Origin of the sequence: Nocardia salmonicida NBRC 13393, assembly GCF_001613085.1 — a bacterium.
Classification (GTDB): domain Bacteria; phylum Actinomycetota; class Actinomycetes; order Mycobacteriales; family Mycobacteriaceae; genus Nocardia; species Nocardia salmonicida.
In genome coordinates, this window is sequence record NZ_BDBR01000030.1 from 110,300 (window position 1) to 132,002 (window position 21,703).

Genomic DNA, 21,703 nt, shown 5'->3' on the forward strand with positions numbered 1-21,703 from the left:
CTGTCAGTAGCCTTTTCGGTCGCTACCACGCAATGTTGCGGCCGGTCACAACGACTCTCCGAGTCGTGTTGTGAGGCATGACTCGGCTATATGGGCCCGATCACAGAGGGGCGCGCTATTACCCGTCCGAAATTCCAGAGGTCGGTAATCGGACGATCGCCACGGTGGTGGGCTTCTACGTTGACACCAACGGTCAATGCCACAGGCCGGTCGAACCGGAGGAAATCACGTGTCGGATATTGCCATTGTCGGAATCGGATGTCGGTTCGCGGGCGGGATCGACTCCCCGGAATCGTTCTGGGACTTTATCGTCGACAAGCGCGACGGCGTGGTGGAGATGCCCGCCGATCGCTGGGACTGGCGCCGCTACTACGACCCCGAGCCACGGACGCCGGGGCGCAGCTATACCAAGCACGGCGCCTTCATGACCAATGATCCGTGGGAGTTCGATCCCGACTTCTTCGGGATCTCGCCGCGCGAGGCCACGGTGCTCGACCCGCAGCAGCGGCTGATGCTCGAGGTGACCTGGGAGGCCCTCGACGACGCCGGGATCGCGGGGCGCTCGGCCGGCGAACAGGTCGGGGTCTATGTGGGCGGCTTCGTCGTCGACCAGTCGGTGATCGGCGTGGTCGGCCCCGCGCTGTTCCACACCGACATGCACACCCCGGCCAGTGCCTCCTACACGATGCTGTCCAATCGGATCGCCTACGCGCTGAACCTGGTCGGGCCGGCGATCACCGTCGACACCGCGTGTTCCTCGTCGCTGGTCGCGCTGCACCTGGCCTGCCAGGCGCTGGAGAACGACGACTGCAAGGTCGCGCTGGCGGGCGGGGTCAATGTGATGCTGCAGCCGGAAACCTTCGTGCTCATGTGCAAAGGCGGTTTCCTGGCGACCGACGGCCGCTGCAAGTCCTTCGACGCCTCCGCCGACGGCTACGGTCGTGGTGAAGGCGCGGGCATGGTGGCGCTGAAGAAGCTCGAAGACGCTGTCCGCGACGGTGATCGCGTCTATGCCGTGATCAAGGCCACCGGGTCCAATCAGGACGGGCGAACAACCGCGATCACCGTGCCGAACGCCGACTCGCAGGAGGCGCTGGCCCGCACCGTCTGCGAACGCTCGGGCCTGGCACCGGACGAGATCACCTACCTGGAGGCGCACGGCACCGGAACGCTGGTCGGCGATCCGGTCGAATTGCGCGCTCTCGGTGCGGTTTTCGGCGCACCGTCCGGGCGCACCGGCACCATCGGCGTCGGCTCGGTGAAGGCGACGATCGGGCACACCGAGGCCGCCGCAGGCGTGGCCAGCGTGATCAAAGCCGCACTGGCGCTGCAACATCGCACGCTGCCGCCACAGGGCTGGTTGAACAATCCGAACCCCGACATTCCCTTCGACGAGCTGGGCCTGCACGTGCAGACCGAGGCGCAACCGCTGCCCGCCGACGCCGCGCCGATGTCGGTGGCGGTCAACGGTTTCGGTTATGGCGGCACCAACGCCCACGCGATCCTGCAGGAGTTCCGCGCCTCCGCATCGCCGACCGAACCGGCCCGCCACCTCGGCATCCTGCCCATCTCGGCCCGCAGTACCGGCGCCGCGCGCGCGTTGGCGGGCCGGTTCGCCGACCTGATCACCACGGGGGCCGACCCGGATCAACTGGCCGAAGCGGCGTGGACCCGAATGTCGCACCACCCGTTCCGCACCGGCGTCCTCCTCGACGGCTCCACCGACGAACTGGTCCATGAACTGCGCGAGTACGCGTCGGGTACCGGCCGCGACGCCAGCCGCACAGTCTCCTCAAGCGCCGCCGAGCCGGTGTTCGTGTTCTCGGGGATGGGTCCCCAGCACTGGAAGATGGCCCGTGGTCTGCTCGCGGCCGGCGGGGTGTTCGCCGAGACCGCCGCGGAGATCGACGCGGAATTCCGCGCGATCGCGGGCTGGTCGATCATCGAGGAACTGAGCAAGCCGGAGCACGAGTCCCGGGTCACCAGCACCGAGGTCGCCCAGCCCGCGAACTTCCTCGTCCAAGTGGGTCTGGTGCGCGAGCTGGCCGAATACGGCATCGTCCCCGCGGCCATCGTCGGGCACAGCGTGGGTGAGGTGTCGGCGGCGTATATGAGCGGCGTGCTGTCACTGCGCGAGGCGGTGCGCGTGGCCTATCACCGGGCGCGATTGCAGGCCACGACCGCGGGAAGTGGCGGGATGCTCGCCGTCGGCATGACCGAGGAGCAGGCCGACGCGCTCATCGTCGGCGATCCGCGCGTCGACATCGCGGCGATCAACAGCCCCACGTCGCTGACCCTGTCCGGCGACGTCGACCGGCTCGACGAGATCGCCGAAAAGCTCACGGAGGACGGAATATTCGCCCGTCGGCTGCGGGTCGAGGTGCCCTATCACAGCCGACTGATGGATCCGATCCACGACGAACTGCGCACGGCGCTGGCCGATCTGGCGCCGCAGGCGCCGTCGGTGCCGCTGTACTCCTCGGTGACCGGCGAGTTGGTCACCGAGGGTGACTGGAACGCCGAGTACTGGTGGTCGAATGTCCGTCAGCCGGTGCGGTTCTTCGCCGCGATCGGGAGTCTGATCGCCGCGGGTAATCGGATCTTCCTCGAGGTCGGTCCACATCCGGTGCTGTCGGGCAATATTCGCGAAGCGCTGGTCGACGCGGACGTGAACGGCACCACGGTGCCCACCCTCGACCGCGAGCAGTCCGATTCGCACAGCTTCCGGCGCACGCTCATCGGCCTGCATGCCGCCGGTGTGCTCGATCGTGGGCTGCTGTTCCCGGCGGAGCGGGGCGCCACCGCGCACGTGCCGCTGCCACGGTATCCCTGGCAGCGCACCCGTCTGCACTCGGCGCTGCCACTGTTCGAGCAGGCCCGCCTCGGCACGCCCGGCGGCCACGCCATGCTCGGCGACCCCGATGTGGAGGGGCGTCCCGAGTGGTTGCTGCAGGTGGGCACCGAACTGTTGCCGTGGCTGGTCGACCATGTCGTCAATGGCGTCAAGATCATGCCGGGTGCGGCGTACCTGGACGCGGCGCTGAGCGCCACCGCCGCCCGGATCGGCAGCAAACAGGTCGCGCTGGAAGGGGTTCGGTTCGTCGCACCGCTGATCATGGGCGCCCCCGATGTTCCGCTGGTCGCGATGAGCGTGGAGGAGGCCAGCGGTCGCTTCCTGATCAGATCGCGCAGCGCCACCGGTACGGCGTGGACGGTGCACTCGACGGGGCGCTCGTTGACCGGCAGTCACGAACAGACCGACGTCGAGCTGCCCACCATCGAGATCGGTGTCGATGTCGACCCGGCGATGTTCTACGCGGGCCTTGCCTCGGCCGGCCTGCAGTACGGTCCGACGTTCCAGCGGGTGACCTCGGTGCGGGTCGGGCGCGACGTCGTGCTGGCCACCGTCGACGGCAGTATCGCCCGAGGGTCGGGGCATCTGGCGCATCCGGCTGTGGTCGACGCCGCGATGCAGTGCGCGGCGATGCTTTTCGCCGACGAGCGGATCAACGAGGGCGTCATGGTGCCCGTGGGAGTGAACGCGGTGCGGCTGCTCGCCGAACTGCCCGCGGAGATCACCGTCGTCGCCCGCCGCGACCCCGGCGCCCGCCTGCGCGCCGATGTCGACCTGCTCGACCGGGACCGAAAGCTGGTCGCGCGATTGACGGGCCTACAGATCGGCGCGCTCAAGCCCGGTGACAGCCCACTGCACCGGATGGCGGACTTCTACTACACCGAGGTGCTCGAAGAGCGCGACCCGATCGACCCCGCGGCACTGGCCGAAGCCGGGTCGGTGTCCACCCTGATCGTCGCGCTCGGCGACAGCCCACGCACCGCCGAACTCGCCGCCGCGATTCCCGGGTCGCGAGTGTTGCTCGTCGACCCGAACAGCGACGAACTGGAGTCCGATCTCGTCGCGAATCTGGCGGCGGCGAAAGCCGACGACACGCAGCGCACACACGTCTGCGTCGTGGTCGGTGCGGGTACCGATGACGTCGCCGACCTGTGGACGCTCAAGCGCGTCGCGGTCGCGGTGTCGGAGTACGTCACCCCGACCGTGGAAGGCGCCCCGCCGCAGATCAGCTTCGGCGACGGCAACGTCCACGCCACGCTGGTGACCGAATCCGCCTTCATGGCTCCCGGTGGCGAGGTCGAACCGGACCCGCGCCAGGCCGCGCTCGCCGGTGGCCGCCGGGTGCTGCTCAATGAACAGACCCCACTGCGCTGGCGGTTGGTCGATACCGAGCCCGCCACCACGATCGGCGAACTCGTCACCGAACTCGGTGTGCCCGGTGCCTTCACCCTCGACAACAGCGACGAGGTACTGCTGCGCGCGGGCAAGCGCTTGGCGCCGATGGTGACCAAGCCGCTGCCCGAGCGCATCGAAGAGCTGGAGACGTCGCATCCGCTGGCCGATCCGGAGGTGAACTTCGAGCTGGACATGCCACGCACGCGCGTGCTCTCGCAGGTGGCGTGGCGTGAGTGCCCGCGGCCGGAGCCAGCCGCGGGCCAGATCGAGGTCGCGATGGCGGTGATCGGATTGAACTACAAGGATCCGCTCAAGGTCATCGGACTGCTCGGCGAACGTGAACTCGCACCGACGTATTTCGGCACTGTGCCCGGCATGGAGGGCATCGGCACCGTGGTGCGGGTCGGCGCCGACGTTACCGACGTCGCGGTCGGTGACAAGGTCGCGGTGGCGTCCAAGGGCATGATGCGCAGATTCGCCGTCGTCGATCGGGCGCTGGCGGTGATCGTGCCCGCCGACACCGATCCCGGCTACTGCACCAGCACCATCGCCTTCGGCACGGCCGAATACGCTCTGCACGATCTGGCCCGCCTCGAAGCGGGCGAGACCGTGCTGATCCACGGCGCGGCAGGCGGTGTCGGTACCGCGGCCATCCAGGTGGCCAAGTCGATCGGCGCCCGTATCATCGGCACGGCGAGCTCACCCGAGCGGCGCGAACACGTCCTGGCCATGGGCGCGGACTTCGCGGTGAACTCGCGCTCGCTCAACTTCGTCGACGACGTCCTCGCGCTGACCGGCGGTGCCGGCGCCGACGTGATCGTCAGCAGCGCACCCGGTGAGATCCTGCGCCAGAACTTCAACGCCGCGGCCGAATTCGGGCGCATCGTCGAGGTCGGCAAGGCCGACATCTACACCGGCGGGCTGCTGGAACTGGCCAACTTCGACAAGAATCTCGCCTACTACTCGATGGATCTGGACCGCCTGGTCGCGGTGCGCCCGCAACGACTGTCACGACTGCTGCAGCGGGTGTTCGCGAAGGTCACCGAGGGCGTCTACACCCCGTTGCCGTACCAGATGTTCCAGACGCACGAGGTGAGCCAGGCGTTCGAGGAGACACTGCGGTCCTCGCGCGTCGGCCGGGTCGCGCTGCGGATGGACGACCCGCAACCGCCCGTGCGGCCCTACCTGCCGCCACTCGACATCGACGGCGCTGGAAGCTATCTCATCACCGGCGGGTTCGGTGGATTCGGCATGGCGATCGGTCGCTGGCTGGCGATGCGCGGTGCGCGCAGGCTGGTGCTGGTCGGGCGCAGCGGCGCCGCCACCGAGACGGCGCAGCGCCAGCTCGAGGCGTGGCGCGCGGTGGGTATCGAGGTGATCGAGGAACACGCCGACGTGACCGATGCCGACGCCGTCGCCGCGATCATCGATCGCGCGCACAGCGAACACCATCGGTTGCGCGCGGTGTTCCACGCCGCGGGCGCGGTGGCCGACAACCGACTGGCCAGCATGGCGATCGACGAGCTCGACCGGGTCTATCGTCCCAAAGTCCATGGCGCGCAGGTGATCCACCAGGCGGTAGCCGATGCGGGCATCACCCTGGACATGTTCGTCCTGTGCTCCTCGGGTGGCTCGATGTACGGGATCTACGGTCAGTACAACTATTGCGCCGCCAACGTCGCCGTCGAGACATTGGCACGGCGCTGGGCGGCTGCCGGTGAGCGCGCGCTGTGCATCGGCTGGGGCCACCTGTCGGGCGCCTCGGGCGGCATGGCCTCGGACGAAACCGCCGAAAAGTATCTGGACCTGGTGGGGTTCGGTCCGATCGATATGGCCGACGCCACCGCCTACCTGGAACAGGCCCTGCGCCTCGGCGTGACGAACGCGGCGATCATCCCCACCGACTGGGCGAAACTGACCGGAACCTTCCCGCAGCTGGTGCGCACCGGCCGCACCGCCGCCTTGGCTCAATCCTCGGCCAAGGACACCTCCGAATTGGCCAGGCTCCGTGCCGAACTCGCCGCGATGGAGGAGGCCAAGCGCGGACCCGCCATCGCCCGCAAGATGGCCGACGAACTCGCCGTTGTCATGGGGGTTCCGGTCGAGTCGATCGACATGACGGTGCCGGTGCCCGAGCTGGGGCTCGACTCGTTGATGGCGGTCGAACTGGGTGCGCGGGTCACCAAGACGCTCGGCATCGACCTGATGTCGATGCAGATGGGTCGTTCGTTCAGCCTGGAACAGGCAGGCCCGAAGGTCGCGGAGCTGATTCTCGCCTCCGAACCCACTGTGACACCGCCGCTTCCGGAGGTGGCGTCCGTGCCCGGTGAATCCGCCCCGCCAAGTGTCGAAGTGCCCGACCGGTGGACCGTCGACCGATCGGCGGAGGTCTCGATGGCGGGATCGCACTGATGGTCGACTTCGGTTTGATCGACGAATGGCGCCCGTCTCCCGGTCGGCTCGTGACCTGGTTCGCCTCGGCGGACTCGGTCGCGCGCGCGGCCGGGGCGCCGGCCCATCCGGCGCCGCCCTCGCTGCAGCAGGAGCAGTATCTGCGTCTGGCCGACCGGCACGGCGGCGCGGATTTCCGGTTCTCCGGCCTGTGCCTGGTGACCGCCGAGATCCCCACCGGTGACCTCGACCGCGACGCCATCACCCGGGCGATCCACGCATTCCTGATGCGCCACGACACCTTTCGCACGTGGTTCGCCGTCGAACCGGATGGCACGGTCCGGCGCCATCTGGTGCCGGAGGCCGATGTGGAGTTCGTCCCGGTCGACTACGGCCATGTCGACGACCCCGAGTCGATCTGCCGACACGTGGAGAAGACGACACCCGGCCCGTTCCAATGGGATTGCTTCACCTTCGGCACCATCGAGCACGGCGATTCCACCACCGTGTATCTGGCCGTCGACCATCTGCACACCGACGGTCTCGGGCAGTACCTGTCCGCGGCCGACTTCGCCCAGCTCTACGCCGCGCAGCTGTGGGACGAGGCCGAACCGCTCGCTCCCGCGGCGAGCTATCTCGACTATTGCCGCAACGAACGACTCTTCAGTGAGCAGCAGAGCCTGTCCTCTGCTGGGGTGAAGAAGTGGCTGGCGCTGTTGCGTGGCAACGACAATCGGCTGCCGGTGTTCCCGCTCGATCTGGGCGAGAAGACCGACGGCTACCATCGCAGCGCCCACCTCAGTGTCGTGCTGTTCGACGACGAACAGGCCGATCGATTCGACGAGGTCTGCCGGGCCAACGGCGCCGAATTCGTCGGCGGCGTGTTCGCCGCGGCCGCACTGGCCGAACGCGAGCTGGTCGGTTCGGACTACTACTTCGGCATGACCCCGGTCAGTACCAGGACCACCGCAGCCGAGAACAATTCGGTGGGCTGGTACGTGACGCTCGTTCCGGTCGCGTTCCCGCTCAGCGAACGCACCACGTTCGCCCGCGCGCTCATGATCGCGCAACGGGCCTACGACAGTGGACTGCTGTTGGCGCCCACCTCTTTTCACCGTGTTCTCGACCTGCTGCCCGCTGATTCCGAGATCAAGGCCGAGCCGGGGTGGGTCACCCCGATGATCTCGTTCATCGACGCGAGGGAATTTCTGGGCAACGAGCTGTTCGACGGCATGAAAGCCGGGGTCTTCGCCAACCGCGCCGCCTCGGAGGAAGCTCTCATCTGGATCAACCGGCTACCGGGGCAAACGACGCTGAGCGTCATCTTCCCCGACACCGCGGTCGCGCAGGAGTCGGTGCGGCGCTACCTGGCCGCCATGAAGTCCGTATTCGGAGCCATTATCGACAGCGCCACGGAGCACCCATGATCCGAGAAGAGTTCGAACCGACCATCTTTCGTGATCCCGGTATTCCCGATGGCGAGAAGTCGAGATACCGCGTCGGCATCTCCGGCGAGCCCGGCGGCTTCGAGATATCCCACGTCGTCGTGCACGACCGGGGCGGCTACCACACGACGATCGAGGCGAGTCCGGAAGGCAAGAGTGGGCGCGACCGTGCACTGGTCATGACGGTCGAACAGCGAATCGGGCGCATCGACGGGCGACTGCACGCGGAAAGCTATCGCGCGCAGACACGGTCGGGAGCGACGGTGGTTTCTCGCGAGGAAGTGAATTTCGTCGACACCGTGCATCTGCAGTTCGGCGGCCTGCCCGGCCCGTTCCCCCCGAATGTGATGCCGATAGCCGCCGGGCTGACCATGTTGCGCGGACTGGACTTCGCCGACGGGCTGATCGAAACGGTCGACGTGTGGCTCGCGTCCTCCGTGCACTGGCCACTGCTGGTCCGGGTGGAGAAACAAGTCGTCTTCGCGGGGACGGCCGGGGTGTTCCCGTGTTGGCAGGTGCGGTTGCGGCCCGGCTTCGAGCAGGTGAACGGGATGCTGGACAAGATGGTCGGCTCGGTGGTGCCGCCGTTCATCGCGCTGTTCGAGGTGGCGGCGCCGCATCGGATGGTGCAGCTGAGTTTCCCGACCCAGATGTCGATGTCGGCCCCGCGCGCCACGATGGAACTGGTGTCATGAGCGAAGCCACCGGGGTCGCGAAAGCTCAGGTACCCGAGCTCGGCGCGTGGCTGGCGTTCGGCGCCTGTCTGATCGCGGTGTTCATGCAGATGATCGACGTGACCATCGTGAACACCGCGCTGCCGAGCCTGACCGCCGACCTCGGTGCGTCCAGGTCGGCGCAACTGCTGGTGATCTCCGGCTATGCGCTGGCGTTCGCCTGCACCCTGCTCACCGCCGCGCGGATCGGTGCGATGGTCGGCCGACGCACGATGTTCCTGGTGTCGGTGGTCGCCTTCACCGCCGCCTCCGTGTGGTGCGGATTGGCCGGTGGCCCTTCTGAACTCGTGATCGCGCGCGTGGTCCAAGGCGCGGCGGGGGCGGGCATGGCGGCCCAGACGATCGCTCTTCTCACGGCCGGCTTTCCGCGCGAACGCCATCCCTTGGTCTTCGCGCTCTATGGGGGAGTGGCCGGATTCGCCGGGATGCTCGGGCCCATCGTGGGCGGCGTGCTGCTCACCATCGACATCGGGGGGTGGGGGTGGCGGTCGGTCTTCCTGATCAATCTGCCGATCGGGCTGTTCGCGTTCGGGTTGGCATGGAAATTCCTGGACCGGAACAGCCCGGTCGGCCGTGACCGACTCGATCTGGTCGGTGCCGCGCTGTCCGGGCTCGGGTTGTTCGCTCTGATCGCGGGCATTGCGCAGATCCAGGAGCACGGGTGGCGGCTCGACCTCGTCGCCGTGACCGGTGCCGGGCTCGTCCTGACGGCGGTGTTCCTCGCTCAGCAGCGCGCCCGCACCGCACGCGGCGCCGACCCGCTCGTGCGCCTCGACCTGTTCGGCAACCGCGGTTTCCGGATCGGCTCGGTGCTGGTCGGCACCTTCTTCGGACTGTTCACCGCGTTCGTGTTCGCCGCCTCGATCACCATGCAGGATGTGCTCGGCTACTCGCCGCTGCTCACCGGCATGGTGATGACCCTGTTCGCCCTCGGTGCGGGCGCCGGTGCCCTCGGCTCGCTGATACTGGTTCCCCGCTGGGATATCTGGGCGCTGGCCGCCGGGATCGCGCTGTTCGGCGGGTGCATCGCCGCGGGCGGGGTGTACCTGTATCTGGTCGACGGTGTGGCGAACGCGCTGCTCTGTGCCGGTCCGGTGTTCGCGGCCGGATTCGGTGTCGGCCTGTTCGGCGTGCAACTGCAACCGATGATGCTGTCCGGGTTGGACGCGAATCGGATGGCCGAGTCCTCCGGTGTGCTGCCGACCATCGAACAGATCGGCAATGCTGTCGGCCTCGCGGTATTGACCACGGTGTTCTTCAGCTCGCACAGCCTGGGCGGCAGCATCATGATGATGGGCGCTATCGCCGTCGTCGCGATGGTGCTCGCGGTGCTGACCTTGGCGATGCCGTCGCGTGCGCGTCGAGAACAGGCCGCGGTCAGCGTTTCCTGAGGTGTCGGCGCTGGTCGTCGGCGTGCGGTTGCCGCTGATTGTCGTACCCCGGTGCCAGACTCCGGCAGGTGAGATGGGCGATAGCGGAGACGGGCGACGGCGGCGCTCGGTTGTGTCCGCTCGATCAGGACGGTCACCCGGCGGGACCGGTCCTCGACGAGCCCTCGCTCGTCGAGGCGGTGCGCAGCCGTCCTGACGTCGAACGGTGGGTATGGCGGTCCACGGCCGAGATCTACCGTGCGCTGCTGGCGGCGGGCGTGTGGGTCGAACGGTGCTACGACGTCCAGGCGGCGGAGTCTCTGCTGATCGGACACGAGGAAGGGCAGGCGGGGCAGGCGCGCTCGCTGGCGGCGGGCTGGGCACGGTTGCACAACCTGGCTGTCCCGCCGGATGCTCCCGCGCGGGCCGCCGAGACCCAGCCGTCGCTGTTCGACTCGGGCCCGGTGCCGCTGCCGCCGGGGATCGACGAGTTCACCGCCTTGCTGGCGGTCTATGCCGGACAGGTCGCGCGCACCGCTCGGGCCGAGCATCCCGACCGCATGCGGCTGCTGCTCGCCGCCGAATCGGCGGGCATGCTCGTCGCTGCCGACATGGGGCAGCTCGGAATTCCGTGGCGCGCCGATGTACACCGCGAACTCTTGGATTCGATGCTGGGCGAGCGCTTTCCGGGTGGATCCGAACCGCGGCGGATGGCGGAGTTGGCCGAGGAGGTGTCGCGGGCGTTCGGGCCAGGGGTACGAGTCCGGCCCGATCTGCCCGCCGACATCATCAGAGCTTTCGGTCGCGCCGGAATCCTGCTGTCCTCCACCAGGAAATGGGAGATCCAGCAGATCGACCACCCGGCTGTCGCCCCGCTGCTGGCCTACAAATCGCTCTACCGGCTGTACACGGCGCATGGGTGGTCCTGGCTCGAGCAGTGGGTGCACGGCGGCCGCTTCCGGCCCGAGTACCTACCCGGCGGCACAGTGTCGGGGCGCTGGACCACCAATGGTGGCGGCGCACTACAGATTCCGAAGATCATCCGGCAGGCGATCAGGGCCGATCCAGGATGGTCGCTGGTGGTCGCCGACGCCGACCAGATGGAGCCGAGGGTACTGGCGGCGATCTCGCGTGATCCCGGACTGATGGAGGTGGCAGGCCGTGGCGAAGACCTCTACGCGGACCTGGCGGCTCGTGGCTTCGGCGGCGATCGAGACCAAGCCAAGATCGCGCTGCTCGGCGCCATCTACGGACAGACCTCCGGCGACGCCCTGACCCACCTCGCCGGCCTGCGCCGGCGCTACCCGGCCGCGGTGGCCTACGTCGACGACGCGGCGCACGCGGGCGAGGAAGGCCGCCTGGTGCGCACCTGGCTGGGTCGCACCTGCACGCCGTTGTCGGTCGGGCTCGACGACACGGACGCGCCCCGCGACACCCGCGCCGATTCCGCCGCCCGCGCCCGCGGCCGCTTCACCCGCAACTTCGTGGTGCAGGGCAGCGCCGCCGACTGGGCCCTGTTGGTACTGGCCGGAATCCGGCACGCGATCCGCGACCTGCGCGCGGAACTGGTCTTCTTCCAGCACGACGAAGTGATCGTGCACTGCCCGACCGAGGAAGCCACGGCGGTGGCCGAAGCGATCGCCGCCGCCGCCGACGCGGCGGGCCGGATCGTCTTCGGGCAGACGCCGGTCCGGTTCCCGTTCACCACCGCGGTCGTCCAGTGCTACGGCGACGCCAAGTAGGACGGTCGCCGCGCGCCACCTGCGCCAGTTGTCGGTGGGTATCGGTAGCGTCTTGCCTGTGGAAACAGGGGAACGTATCCAAGAACTCGCCGACCGGATCGTGGCGCTGCGCGACGCCTACTACCAGGGGGCGCCGCTGGTCGCCGACGCGGAATTCGACGCGATCGAAGACGAGCTGCGAGCCCTGATCGAGGCGCATCCCGACCTCGCACCGGACCCGAATCCGCTCGAACAGGTGGGTGCGCCCGCCGTGCTGCACGCCCCGGTACGGCACTCACGCCCGATGCTGTCGCTGGAGAAGGCGACCAAGCCGGAGCAGGTCGAGGCGTTCTTCGGTCGTTTCCCCGGTCAGTCGGTGGTCGTGATGCCCAAGCTCGACGGCTTGTCGCTGGCCCTGGTCTTCGAGAAGGGGCGGCTGGCGCGTGCGGTCACCCGTGGCGACGGCACCACCGGTGACGACGTGACCCCACTGGTCCGTGCTCTCGTCGACGGCGTCCCCGAGCGGATCGAGCTGCCCGGCCGCGTCGAGGTGCGTGGCGAGGCGGTGATGCTGCGGTCGACCTTCCTCGCCTACAACGCCGCGCACCCGGACAAGCCGCTGATCAACCCGCGCAATGCCGCGGCGGGCACCCTGCGGGCGAAGGACCCGGCCACCGTGTCCGAGCGGCGTCTACAGTTCTTCGGCTTCGACCTGGACACCTCGGCCGACGACGCCGCGCACGACCTCGGGGAAGGGCTGCGCGCGATCGGCGTCGCGGGTGCGCAGATGCGCCTGTGCGCCGACGCCGCGCAGGCGCAGGCCGCGATCACCGAGATCGAGCAGGGTCGCAATGATCTCGACTACGACATCGACGGTGCCGTACTACGCCTGGCCGACCGTGATGCCTACGCGGCGGCAGGGACCCGGTCGAACTCCCCGCGGGGTGCGCTGGCGTTCAAGTTCGCCGCCGAGGAGAAGACCACGCTGCTGCGCGAGGTGATCTGGGATGTCGGCAAGACGGGCAAGATCGTCCCCGTCGCGTGGCTCGAGCCGGTGTTCGTCGGCGGCACGACGGTCACGAAGGCGACGCTGGCGAACCAAGAGGTGATCCGCGCTCGCGACATCAAGGTCGGTGACACCGTGCTGGTGCGCCGCGCTGGTGATGTCATCCCGTTCGTGGCGGGTGTGCTCGACGCGGCCAAGCGCACGGGCGAGGAACTCGACATCATCTCGCCCACCGTGTGCCCCTCGTGCGGTCAGCCGGTCACCGAGCAGGGCAACAGCCGAGAACTGTTCTGTACCAACGTTTCCTGTCCCGCGCAGACTGTGCGCAGGCTGATCCATTGGGCCTCGCGCGCGGCCGCCGACATCGACGCCATCGGGGGAGTGTGGATCGAACGCCTAGCCGAGGCGGGCATTCTCGAAAGTCCGTCGGACTTCTACACGCTGACCAAAGAGCGGCTGCTCGAATTCGACCGCGTCGGCGAGGTCTCCGCCGCGCGCATGATCGATTCGATCGACGCCAGCCGTCAGGTCGGCCTGCGCCGCGCCCTGATCGGCCTCGCCATTCCGATGGCTTCCGACGGCACCGCCGCGCGCCTGGCTCGGTCGGGCTTCGGCTCCCTGGAGGAGGTCGCCGACGCGGGCGAGGAACGACTGGTCGCGGTGGAGGACATCGGCCCGAAGGTCGCCGCCTCCCTGGTCGCGCACCTGACGCGACTGCGTCCGGAACTGGACCGCCTACGAGAACTCGGCGTCAGTCTCGACGTGCGCGAAGAGGACCTGCCGCCGGTCATCGCGGCGGGCGCGCCCCTCGAGGGCAAAACGGTGGTGATCACCGGCGCGATCAGCGACCCACGCTCCGGCGAAAAGGTCGCTCGCCCCACCTTTCAGCGCCTCTGTGAGCAGGCCGGGGCGACAGCGGCGTCCTCGGTCTCGGCCAACACCGACATGCTCATCACCGGCGCCGGGGTCGGTGACAGCAAGCTGGCCAAGGCCGAGAAGCTCGGCGTCGAGGTCGTCGACCAGGGCGAGATCTGGACGTTGCTGATCGACGCAAAGGTCATCTGACGGTCGAAAGGCGCCACTGCGGTACCCGCCGAGTCCGGGAGCGGATACCGCAGTGGCGACAGCGTCTTCTCAATCGGTCCGGTGGTCAGGGGCGCGGTCGGTGACGTAGTCCTTCGCCCAGCGGTAGTCGGGTTTGCCGCTGGGGGAGCGGGAGATCGTTTCCGCTATCCAGATGCGTTTGGGGATCTTGTACCCGGCGAGGTGCGGGCGCAGGTGGGTACGCACGGCATCGAAGTCCAGGGTGCGGTCGGGGGAGATCGAGATGATCGCGGCGACCTGCTGGCCCCACCGTTCGTGCGGGACGCCGATGACCACCGCGTCGTAGATCGCGTCGTGGGATTTCACCACGGCCTCGACCTCCTCGGGGAACACCTTCTCGCCTCCGGTGTTGATCACCATGTTGCCGCGGCCGATCAGGGTGATGGAGCCGTCGGACTCGGCGCGGGCGCGGTCGTCGGTGACCACGATGCGGGCGCCGTCCACCGTCTTGAACAGCCGGGCGGTGCGCTCGGGGTCGTTGTAGTAGCCGAGCGGAACCGCGCCGGTCTTGGCCAGCCAGCCCTCCTCGCCGGGAGCGACGGGCCGCCCGTCCTCGTCGACGACCACCGCGCCGCGCCCGGTCTGCACCCGAGGTCCGCGCGCCGGATCGTCGTCCTTCTGCGCGAAACCGATACCGCCGAAACCGGTTTCGGACGAGCCGATCGAGTCCGACACCATCGACGTCGGAAACTGCTCCAGCAGTGCGTTCTTCACCGGCTGCGACAGCAGCGCGGCCCCCGAGGCGATCACGAGCAGCGAGGAGGCGTCCACCGGTGCTTCGACGAAGGTGTCGATGAGCGGGCGAGCCATCGCGTCGCCGGTGATGACCATGACGTGCGGCTGGTGCGTGGCAACGGACTGCCACACCCGCGCCGGGTCGAAGCGCGGCTCGAACAGCACCGTATTCCCCGACCAGAGTGCGTTGAACGTCGGCATCATCGCCGCGGCGTGGATCAGCGGCGGGAGCACGAACCAGATGGCCGGCACGCCCTTGGCGCCGGTCTCGGACTGCTGATACTCGTCGCGCACCGGTTCACCGCTGTAGAAGTCGACCCCGCCGCCGAGCACACGCCACATGTCTTCCTGACGCCACATGACGCCTTTCGGCATGCCGGTGGTGCCGCCGGTGTACATCATGAACAGGTCGTCCGCGGTGCGAGTGACCGAGGGCCGGACCGGGTCTCCCGCCGCGACGAGCTGCTCGTACAGGACCGCGCCCGCGCCCGGTACACCGACATCACGGTCGTCGTCGACGCAGATCGATTGGCGCACAGTCGGTGTGGCCTCGAGGGCCGCACGGACGGTCTCGCCGTAACAGGCGTGGTAGATCAGCACCTCGAGGTCGGCGTTGCCGTAGACGTAGGCCAGCTCGGTCGGGCCGTACCGGTAGTTGATGTTGATCGGCACGGCGGCCAGCTTGAAGCAGGCGAGCAGCGTCTCCATGGTCTCGATGCTGTTGTGCATCTGGAAGCCGATGTGCGTGCCGCGGCCGACGCCCGACTCGGCCAACTGATTGGCCAGGCGGTTGGCCCGAATATCGAGCTCCCGGAAGGTCACTCGACGATCGCGCTGAATGAGGGCGATGCGATCGGGCATGGCGTCGACGGAGTGTTCGAACAGGTCGGCGAAGTTGTTGGCCATGTCAGTCCATCTCTTGACGATCTCTCACACGACGGTGAGTGGCAGGGGTTTTCCGCGGTCGGTGAAGGAGAAGCCCGCACCGGTACTGAAGCGGGTCACCGCGACCTCGGATGCTTCTCGGAACGGTTGCTCGGCCAGGTCGATGTCGACGGTCCAGCCGTGCTGGTCCGTCGCCGTGACGCGGGCGACGAAGCGTGGGTTGACCCCGCGGACCAGGGCATCGAGGGGACGCAGGTCTTCGGGTGTCAGCATCGAAGGCCAGGCCCCGTCGGTTCGAGCCCCACTGACGTGCGGGAAGCGCAGGCGCACACCGGAGGCCAGCACCGCGATGTCGACTCCGGTGTAGTTCACCGGGTTCAGCGCCGGATGCAGGCGCAGGACCGTGGCAAGCGCGTGCGGATCGTCGCCGAGGGCCAGGCATCGACGAATGCGCTCGGAGGTCAGTCCGGCGATCCCGGCGAACTGCTTGCGCCCGATCCCGAGAGCGGTCTCGGTGTCGGAGCGTTCGTTGATGGCGACCATGAACCCGAGGGTCAGCAGATGCTGCTGCAGGCAGATCTCATCGGCCATCCGACGCAGGGCCGCATGGGAGAAATCGGCGAACCGCAGATCGCTCAGCAGGGGCCCGGTGTAGTCGGCCATGCCCTCGTCGCCGGGATCGATCTCGGCCAACTCCAGCCCCGCGGCAACGGAATTCGCGAGGAGCGCGGCATTGCGCGGCACCGAGGGCGGGACGTGCGCGGGATCGATGACCACTGTCCACGCGCACACCGGGGTGCGGTCGGCGGGCCGGCGCGGTGGGCGGTGCACCGGCCGAACCTGGGCGTGCGGATTGGTGGCCAGCGCTGTCGCGTCGAAGGTGGGGTCCTCGATGTCGTGGCACATCGCCACCACGAATTCCTCGCCCATCGGCTCGACATCGGCCAGCGCGCCACAGTGATCGAGCCAGAACTCGCCGTGATCGTGGTCGTCGACCCGGAACCGGAAGTCCATGAACTGCGGCGGCGCGCCGATATCGAGTTGCAGCCCCTTGAAGATGGTCTCGACGCTGTCGCCGGTGAAGCGAAGGGCCCGCTGCATCCGGCGGGTGTAGATCGGGCTGGCCAGCTGCCACTCCTCGATGGCCACCGCCGTCATCCCCTCCCGGCCGAAGGCGGCGATGGTGTGCGCCATCCCGGATCGATCGATGAGGTGACCGCACAGCAACAGTTCGGGGACCAGCGCGGCCAGTTGGTGCCGGGACAGCCCGGCGTAGCTGCTCATCGGGCTCACCACAGGGAAGCCGGTGATTCGCCGACGCGGTACCAGCCGGGCAGCGGGTCACGCGAGACGGAGCGTTCGATGCGCTTGTGCATGCCCGGCGACAGCGCGTTGTCGGTGATCATGTCGAGGAACATCGCCGAGACGTTGCCGAAGTCGAAGAAGTCACGCTGCCAGGACCATTGGAAGTCGCCGCCGTAGCGGAACCAGCTGCCGCCGATGCCCTCGGGGGAGTAGTGGCGGCCGTCGGCGCGCTTGCCCTCGTTGATCTGCTTCCAGAAGCCGATCACGGTGCCGCTGCGCTCGTCGATGACGAACTCCTGGTACGGATAGGTCCAGCCCTCGAGGCCGAGCATCTCCTGACCGAGGGCGTAGTCGCGGATCTCGTCGCGACCGACGGACATGAACTCCTGCTTGGGACCGTAGTTCCAGCCGTAGGTCGCATCCACCGTGTACATCTCGGCGAGGGGCTTCCAGTCGCCCTTCTCCTCGCACCGCTGGTTCTCCACGACCCAGCGCCGAACCATCTCGTCGAGTTCGGCCCGCTCGAAACTTGCCATCAGTCTGTGCCTTTCACGGAGGAGTCGGATTCGCCACCGTCGGCGATCGACAGAGCTTGGGTGGGGCAGTAGCGGATCGCGGCCTCGACGGCCGTGCGTTGCGCGTCGCCGGGGGTGGCGTCCACGATCTCGACCAGGCCGCGTTTGGGCACAGTGAAAACCGCGGGCGCCTCGTCCTGGCAGACCCCGTGTCCCTGGCACAGATCCAGATCGACCACGATTCTCATGACGCGCCTCCGTCCGGCACCGGCCGCAGGGGCGCCTCGGGCTGCACCTCGACCAGCACCATGTGGACCCCGCGCGGGACGGAGACCACCGTCGCCACCGCGTCGGCGAGATGCTGCGGCCGCAGCATGTAGGGATGGCGGGCCAAGCCCCAGTCCTTCCAGTCCCGCAGCACCGGCCCGACGATCTCGGGGGTCGAATCCATGCCCATTCCGGTCAGGGTCGGGCCCGGCCGTACCAGTGACGCGCGAATGCCGCTGCCTTCCAATTCCATGCGCAGCTGGCCGACCATCGCTTCGAGGCCGTTCTTCGCGGCGCTGTAGGCGCCGGAGCGCGGCCGTGGATTGTCGGCGCAATCGGAGCTGATCACGACCAGATCGCCGCGCCGCCGCGCTGTCATTCCTGGCAGCACCCGGTGGATGAGGCGTTGGGCGCCGACGAGGTGGACCTGCACCTGGAACAGGAATCGCTCCGGGTCCATCTCGCCCACCAGCGAGAATTCGATATCGCCCGCACCGGAGACGAGGATCTCGGTGGGACCGTGCGTGCGCTCGGCGGCCGTCACGAACTCGTCCACGGACGCGGCGTCGGTGACGTCGAGCCGGTGCGCGTATGCCTCGCCGCCGTCGGCGCGGATCTTGGCGGCGATCTCCTCGCACAACTCGACTCGACGCGCGCCCAGCGTCACCGGATGCCCGAGCTGGGCCAGCGCGACGGCGCTCGCGGCGCCGATGCCGGAGGAGGCGCCGGCTATCAGCACGGGCCTGCGGTCGGGATGGGGTTCGAATCGGGGCACTAGCTGACCTCTACTGTGATGGGGAGTTTGGCGAAGCCACGGACATTCGTGGAGTGCACTCGGGCGATGCCGCCGTCGGCGACGTCGAAAGCCGAGACCCGCGAGGCGAATTCGCCGAGCACGATGGTGGCCTCCAGTCGGGCCAGATGCGCGCCGAGGCAGAAGTGCACGCCCGCACCGAAACTGGCTAGCGCGGAGCTGCTGCTGCGGTCGATGACGTAGCTGTCACCGTCGTCGAAGGCCGCCGGATCGCGGTTGGCCGAGCCGATCAGCAACAGCACCTTCGCGCCCGCCGGAATGGTGCCGCCGTGGTATTCGAGGTCGACCGCCGCGGTGCGGGCCACGATCTGGCTGGAGGTGTCGTAGCGCAGGGTTTCCTCCACCCAGTCGCTGACCAGCTCCGGCTCGGCGACGACCTTGGCGTACTCCGCGGGGTTGGCGCCGGCCCAGTAGAGCGCATTACCCAAAAGCTTGGTGGTGGTCTCGTTTCCGGCGACGACCATCAGGAACATGAAGCCGATGATCTCCTCGTCGGTGAGGGTGTCGTCATCGATCTCGGCATCGAGCAGCGCCGAGGTGAGATCGTCGCTGGGTGCGGCGCGGCGCTGGGCGACCATGTCGGCGTAATAGCCGAACAGCCGGATCGAGGCGTCGATCGCGTCGACGGGCACATCGAGCACGCCCTCTTCGCGGTGCACCACCAGATCGGCCAAGCGGCGGATCTCGGCGCGATCGGGCTCGGGTACGCCCATCAATTCGGAGATGACGTCCATCGGCAGCTTGCCCGCGACCTCGTCGATCCAGTCGAAGCTGCCACGCGCGAGCGCCGGCTCGAGATGCTCGAGGGTGATCTCCCGGATCCGTACTTCCATCTCGGCTACGCGTTTCGGGGTGAAACCCTTGAAAACGAGCCTGCGCATCCGCATATGTCGCGGATCGTCCATTGCCAGGAACGACATCACCCGATGGGCATGCGGGCCCCAGGCCGCCGGATCCAGGGAGACGCCATTGGCGCTGGAAAGCCGATTGCTGTCCCGAAATGCCGCGAGTACATCGGAATGCCGGGAAAGTGCCCAGAAATCGAGCTCCGGATTGTGGTAAAGCGGCGCCTCGGTGCGCAATCGGTGGTAAGTCGGGTACGGGTCTTCGTGGAATCCGTAGTCATACGGATCGAAAGTCACGGGCTCCACTGTGGCGCTGGTCATCGCGAATACCCCGGTTTCGATAGATCGTCCCCTTCGGTGGCGGGGGCGGACAACCCCGAGGGAGACAGGTAGCTGGACATGTGTCTGGACGGTACCATCGACACGAGTTCGGCACAACGCTTTCAGGGGTCTTGCGGGGGCTGACCGGCTGGTGGTGGCCGAGTTTCGGGCCGGTCAAATATCTGGACCGGTGTCTGGAATGTGGTCCAAATCATATGGTACCGTCACCGCCATGGCACGGGTAGACGACGAAGTTGCACCGGTCAACGGTGGTGCGACGGACGCGAGCGACACAGATGTGCAGGACGGGGAACAGGCCGGTGCCGGGCAGATAATTCGTCGAAACTTCTCCGACACTGTCCTTTCGAGTGTCGCGACTCTGGGCCGGGCTTTGCGTATCGGCGCGGCAGCGAGCTACATCGGTGTGATCGACGCTATTCGTGGGCGATTCCAGGTACACGAAACGCTCACGCAAGCCTGGTTTCTGATCAGGGTCACCGCGGTACCGAGTATTTTGATGGCCATTCCCTTCGGCGTCATCGTTTCCGCGCAAGTCGGCAATATCGTGTCCGAACTCGGGGCCGATTCGATGATCGGTGCGGCGGGCGGACTCGGCGTCATCAAACAGGGTGCCCCGATGGCCACCGCGATGCTGCTGGGTGGGGCGGGCGCCGCCGCGATCGCGGCCGACCTGGGCGCACGGACCGTCCGTGAGGAGGTCGACGCACTGCGGGTGATGGGCATCGACCCGGTGCAACGCCTGGTCGTGCCACGTATCGCGGCCATGATGTTGGTTGCGCCGCTGCTCAATATCCTCATCATCTTCATCGGCGTCGGCTCGGGCTTCCTGGTCGCGGTGTCGGCGTTGAACGTCACCCCGGGCAGTTACTGGCAGTCCTTCGGCGCCTTCACCACCTCGATCGACGTGTGGGTATCGCTGGTCAAGGCCCTGATCTTCGGCTTCCTGGTCGTCGTGATCGCCTGTCAACGCGGGTTGGAAGCCAAGGGCGGACCACGCGGTGTCGCCGACGGGGTCAATGCGGCCGTGGTGATGTCGATCGCCGCGGCCGTTGTGCTGAACACCGTGATCACCCAGGTCGTCACGATGTTCTTCCCGGTGAGGATGGCCTGATGAGCGCGCCCTATTATCCCACCGCGCTGCGGTGGATCGGCTGGCTGCGCCGTCGTGGCATTCGTCCGTTCGGCCCGATCGAGTCGATCGGGTTCGTGCTCGGCTTCTGCTGGCAGGTGCTCTCGTCGGTGCCCTACACGCTCGTGCACTACCGCCGTCAGACGATCACGATGGTGACGGACATGACCTGGGGCCGCGGCTCGGTGATCATCGGCGGTGGCGTGGTGCCGCTGATGCTGTTGCTCGGCGCGGCCATGGGCGCCTCCATCGGCATCGAGGCGTTCAGCGCGCTCGACCTGTTGTCGCTTGGTCAACTCAGCGGACTCATCTCGGCCTTCGGGGTGACCCGCGAGCTCGCGCCGATCGCGGCGGGGATCGGATTCGCGGCGCAGGCCGGGTGCCGAATGACCGCCGAGATCGGCTCCATGCGCATCTCCGAGGAAATCGACGCACTCGAATCACTCGGTATCCGGTCGGTGCCGTTCGTCGTGACGACCCGGGTCATCGCCGGGATCTTCGCCGTCGCACCGGCATTCGTGGTCGCGCTGATCCTGAGTTACTTCTCCTGTGCCTTCATCGTCACGACGATCCACGGGACGCCGGCCGGAACGTACAACCACTACTTCGAGCAGTTCGTGGTCGGCTGGGATGTCTTCGCCGCGACTGTCAAAGTGATGGTGTTCGCGGTCGCTGTCGTGCTGATCCATTGCTATCAGGGCTTTTTCGCCACGGGCGGTCCCGAGGGCGTGGGGATCGGTTCCGGGCGCGCCATTCGGGCGAGCCTGGTGGCGATCATCGCGCTCGACATGGTCGCCACCATTCTGCTGTGGGGATTCCAATCCCCCGTCACGTTCACCGGGTGAT

General features: G+C 67.8%; 14 protein-coding genes. 8 read left to right on the forward strand and 6 right to left on the reverse strand.

The features are described from left to right. Positions 1–229 precede the first annotated feature (229 nt). From NS1_RS25605 to ligA, 6 genes are all read left to right on the forward strand, one after another. Positions 230–6,661 (forward strand): type I polyketide synthase, encoded by a 6,432-nt coding sequence (locus NS1_RS25605; protein WP_062988467.1) that lies wholly within the window; start codon positions 230–232, stop codon positions 6,659–6,661. Beyond that, positions 6,661–8,067 (forward strand): condensation domain-containing protein, encoded by a 1,407-nt coding sequence (locus tag NS1_RS25610; protein ID WP_062988561.1) that lies wholly within the window; start codon positions 6,661–6,663, stop codon positions 8,065–8,067. The genes NS1_RS25605 and NS1_RS25610 overlap by 1 nt, the downstream gene beginning before the upstream one ends. Then, entirely contained in the window at positions 8,064–8,780 is a 717-nt protein-coding gene (locus NS1_RS25615; RefSeq protein WP_062988468.1) for a hypothetical protein, read from the forward strand. Before NS1_RS25610 ends, NS1_RS25615 begins: the two co-directional genes overlap by 4 nt. Then, positions 8,777–10,210 carry an MFS transporter gene (locus tag NS1_RS25620; protein ID WP_062988470.1) on the forward strand — a complete coding sequence of 478 codons (1,434 nt, stop codon included), beginning with the start codon at positions 8,777–8,779 and terminating at the stop codon, positions 10,208–10,210. The genes NS1_RS25615 and NS1_RS25620 overlap by 4 nt, the downstream gene beginning before the upstream one ends. 68 nt (positions 10,211–10,278) lie before the next feature. Continuing rightward, the gene (locus NS1_RS25625) at positions 10,279–11,931 is read left to right on the forward strand and encodes a bifunctional 3'-5' exonuclease/DNA polymerase (RefSeq protein WP_062988472.1); all 1,653 of its coding nucleotides are present in this window, start codon (positions 10,279–10,281) and stop codon (positions 11,929–11,931) included. 58 nt (positions 11,932–11,989) lie between these two features. Continuing rightward, the gene (gene ligA, locus NS1_RS25630) at positions 11,990–13,981 is read left to right on the forward strand and encodes an NAD-dependent DNA ligase LigA (protein WP_062988474.1); all 1,992 of its coding nucleotides are present in this window, start codon (positions 11,990–11,992) and stop codon (positions 13,979–13,981) included. Between the two features lie 69 nt (positions 13,982–14,050). Here the strand turns inward: ligA and NS1_RS25635 are convergent, their stop codons facing one another. The 6 genes from NS1_RS25635 to NS1_RS25660 are packed head-to-tail and all read right to left on the reverse strand — an operon-like array spanning position 14,051 to position 19,707. After that, positions 14,051–15,661 (reverse strand): acyl-CoA synthetase, encoded by a 1,611-nt coding sequence (locus NS1_RS25635; protein WP_062988476.1) that lies wholly within the window; start codon positions 15,659–15,661, stop codon positions 14,051–14,053. Between the two features lie 24 nt (positions 15,662–15,685). Then, positions 15,686–16,924 carry a hypothetical protein gene (locus NS1_RS25640; protein WP_174562678.1) on the reverse strand — a complete coding sequence of 413 codons (1,239 nt, stop codon included), beginning with the start codon at positions 16,922–16,924 and terminating at the stop codon, positions 15,686–15,688. A 5-nt stretch (positions 16,925–16,929) separates the two neighbouring features. Further along, the gene (locus NS1_RS25645; RefSeq protein WP_062988481.1) at positions 16,930–17,481 is read right to left on the reverse strand and encodes a hypothetical protein; all 552 of its coding nucleotides are present in this window, start codon (positions 17,479–17,481) and stop codon (positions 16,930–16,932) included. Beyond that, on the reverse strand, positions 17,481–17,708 hold the full coding sequence (locus NS1_RS25650; protein WP_062988483.1) for a ferredoxin: 228 nt from the start codon (positions 17,706–17,708) through the stop codon (positions 17,481–17,483). The genes NS1_RS25645 and NS1_RS25650 overlap by 1 nt, the downstream gene beginning before the upstream one ends. Then, on the reverse strand, positions 17,705–18,502 hold the full coding sequence (locus NS1_RS25655) for an SDR family oxidoreductase (RefSeq protein WP_062988485.1): 798 nt from the start codon (positions 18,500–18,502) through the stop codon (positions 17,705–17,707). The genes NS1_RS25650 and NS1_RS25655 overlap by 4 nt, the downstream gene beginning before the upstream one ends. Then, on the reverse strand, positions 18,502–19,707 hold the full coding sequence (locus NS1_RS25660) for a cytochrome P450 (RefSeq protein ID WP_062988488.1): 1,206 nt from the start codon (positions 19,705–19,707) through the stop codon (positions 18,502–18,504). Before NS1_RS25660 ends, NS1_RS25655 begins: the two co-directional genes overlap by 1 nt. 232 nt (positions 19,708–19,939) lie before the next feature. Between NS1_RS25660 and NS1_RS25665 the strand changes: the two genes are divergently transcribed. Continuing rightward, positions 19,940–20,839 carry an ABC transporter permease gene (locus tag NS1_RS25665; protein WP_084504409.1) on the forward strand — a complete coding sequence of 300 codons (900 nt, stop codon included), beginning with the start codon at positions 19,940–19,942 and terminating at the stop codon, positions 20,837–20,839. After that, positions 20,839–21,702 carry an ABC transporter permease gene (locus tag NS1_RS25670; protein WP_062988490.1) on the forward strand — a complete coding sequence of 288 codons (864 nt, stop codon included), beginning with the start codon at positions 20,839–20,841 and terminating at the stop codon, positions 21,700–21,702. The genes NS1_RS25665 and NS1_RS25670 overlap by 1 nt, the downstream gene beginning before the upstream one ends. Position 21,703 lies beyond the last annotated feature (1 nt).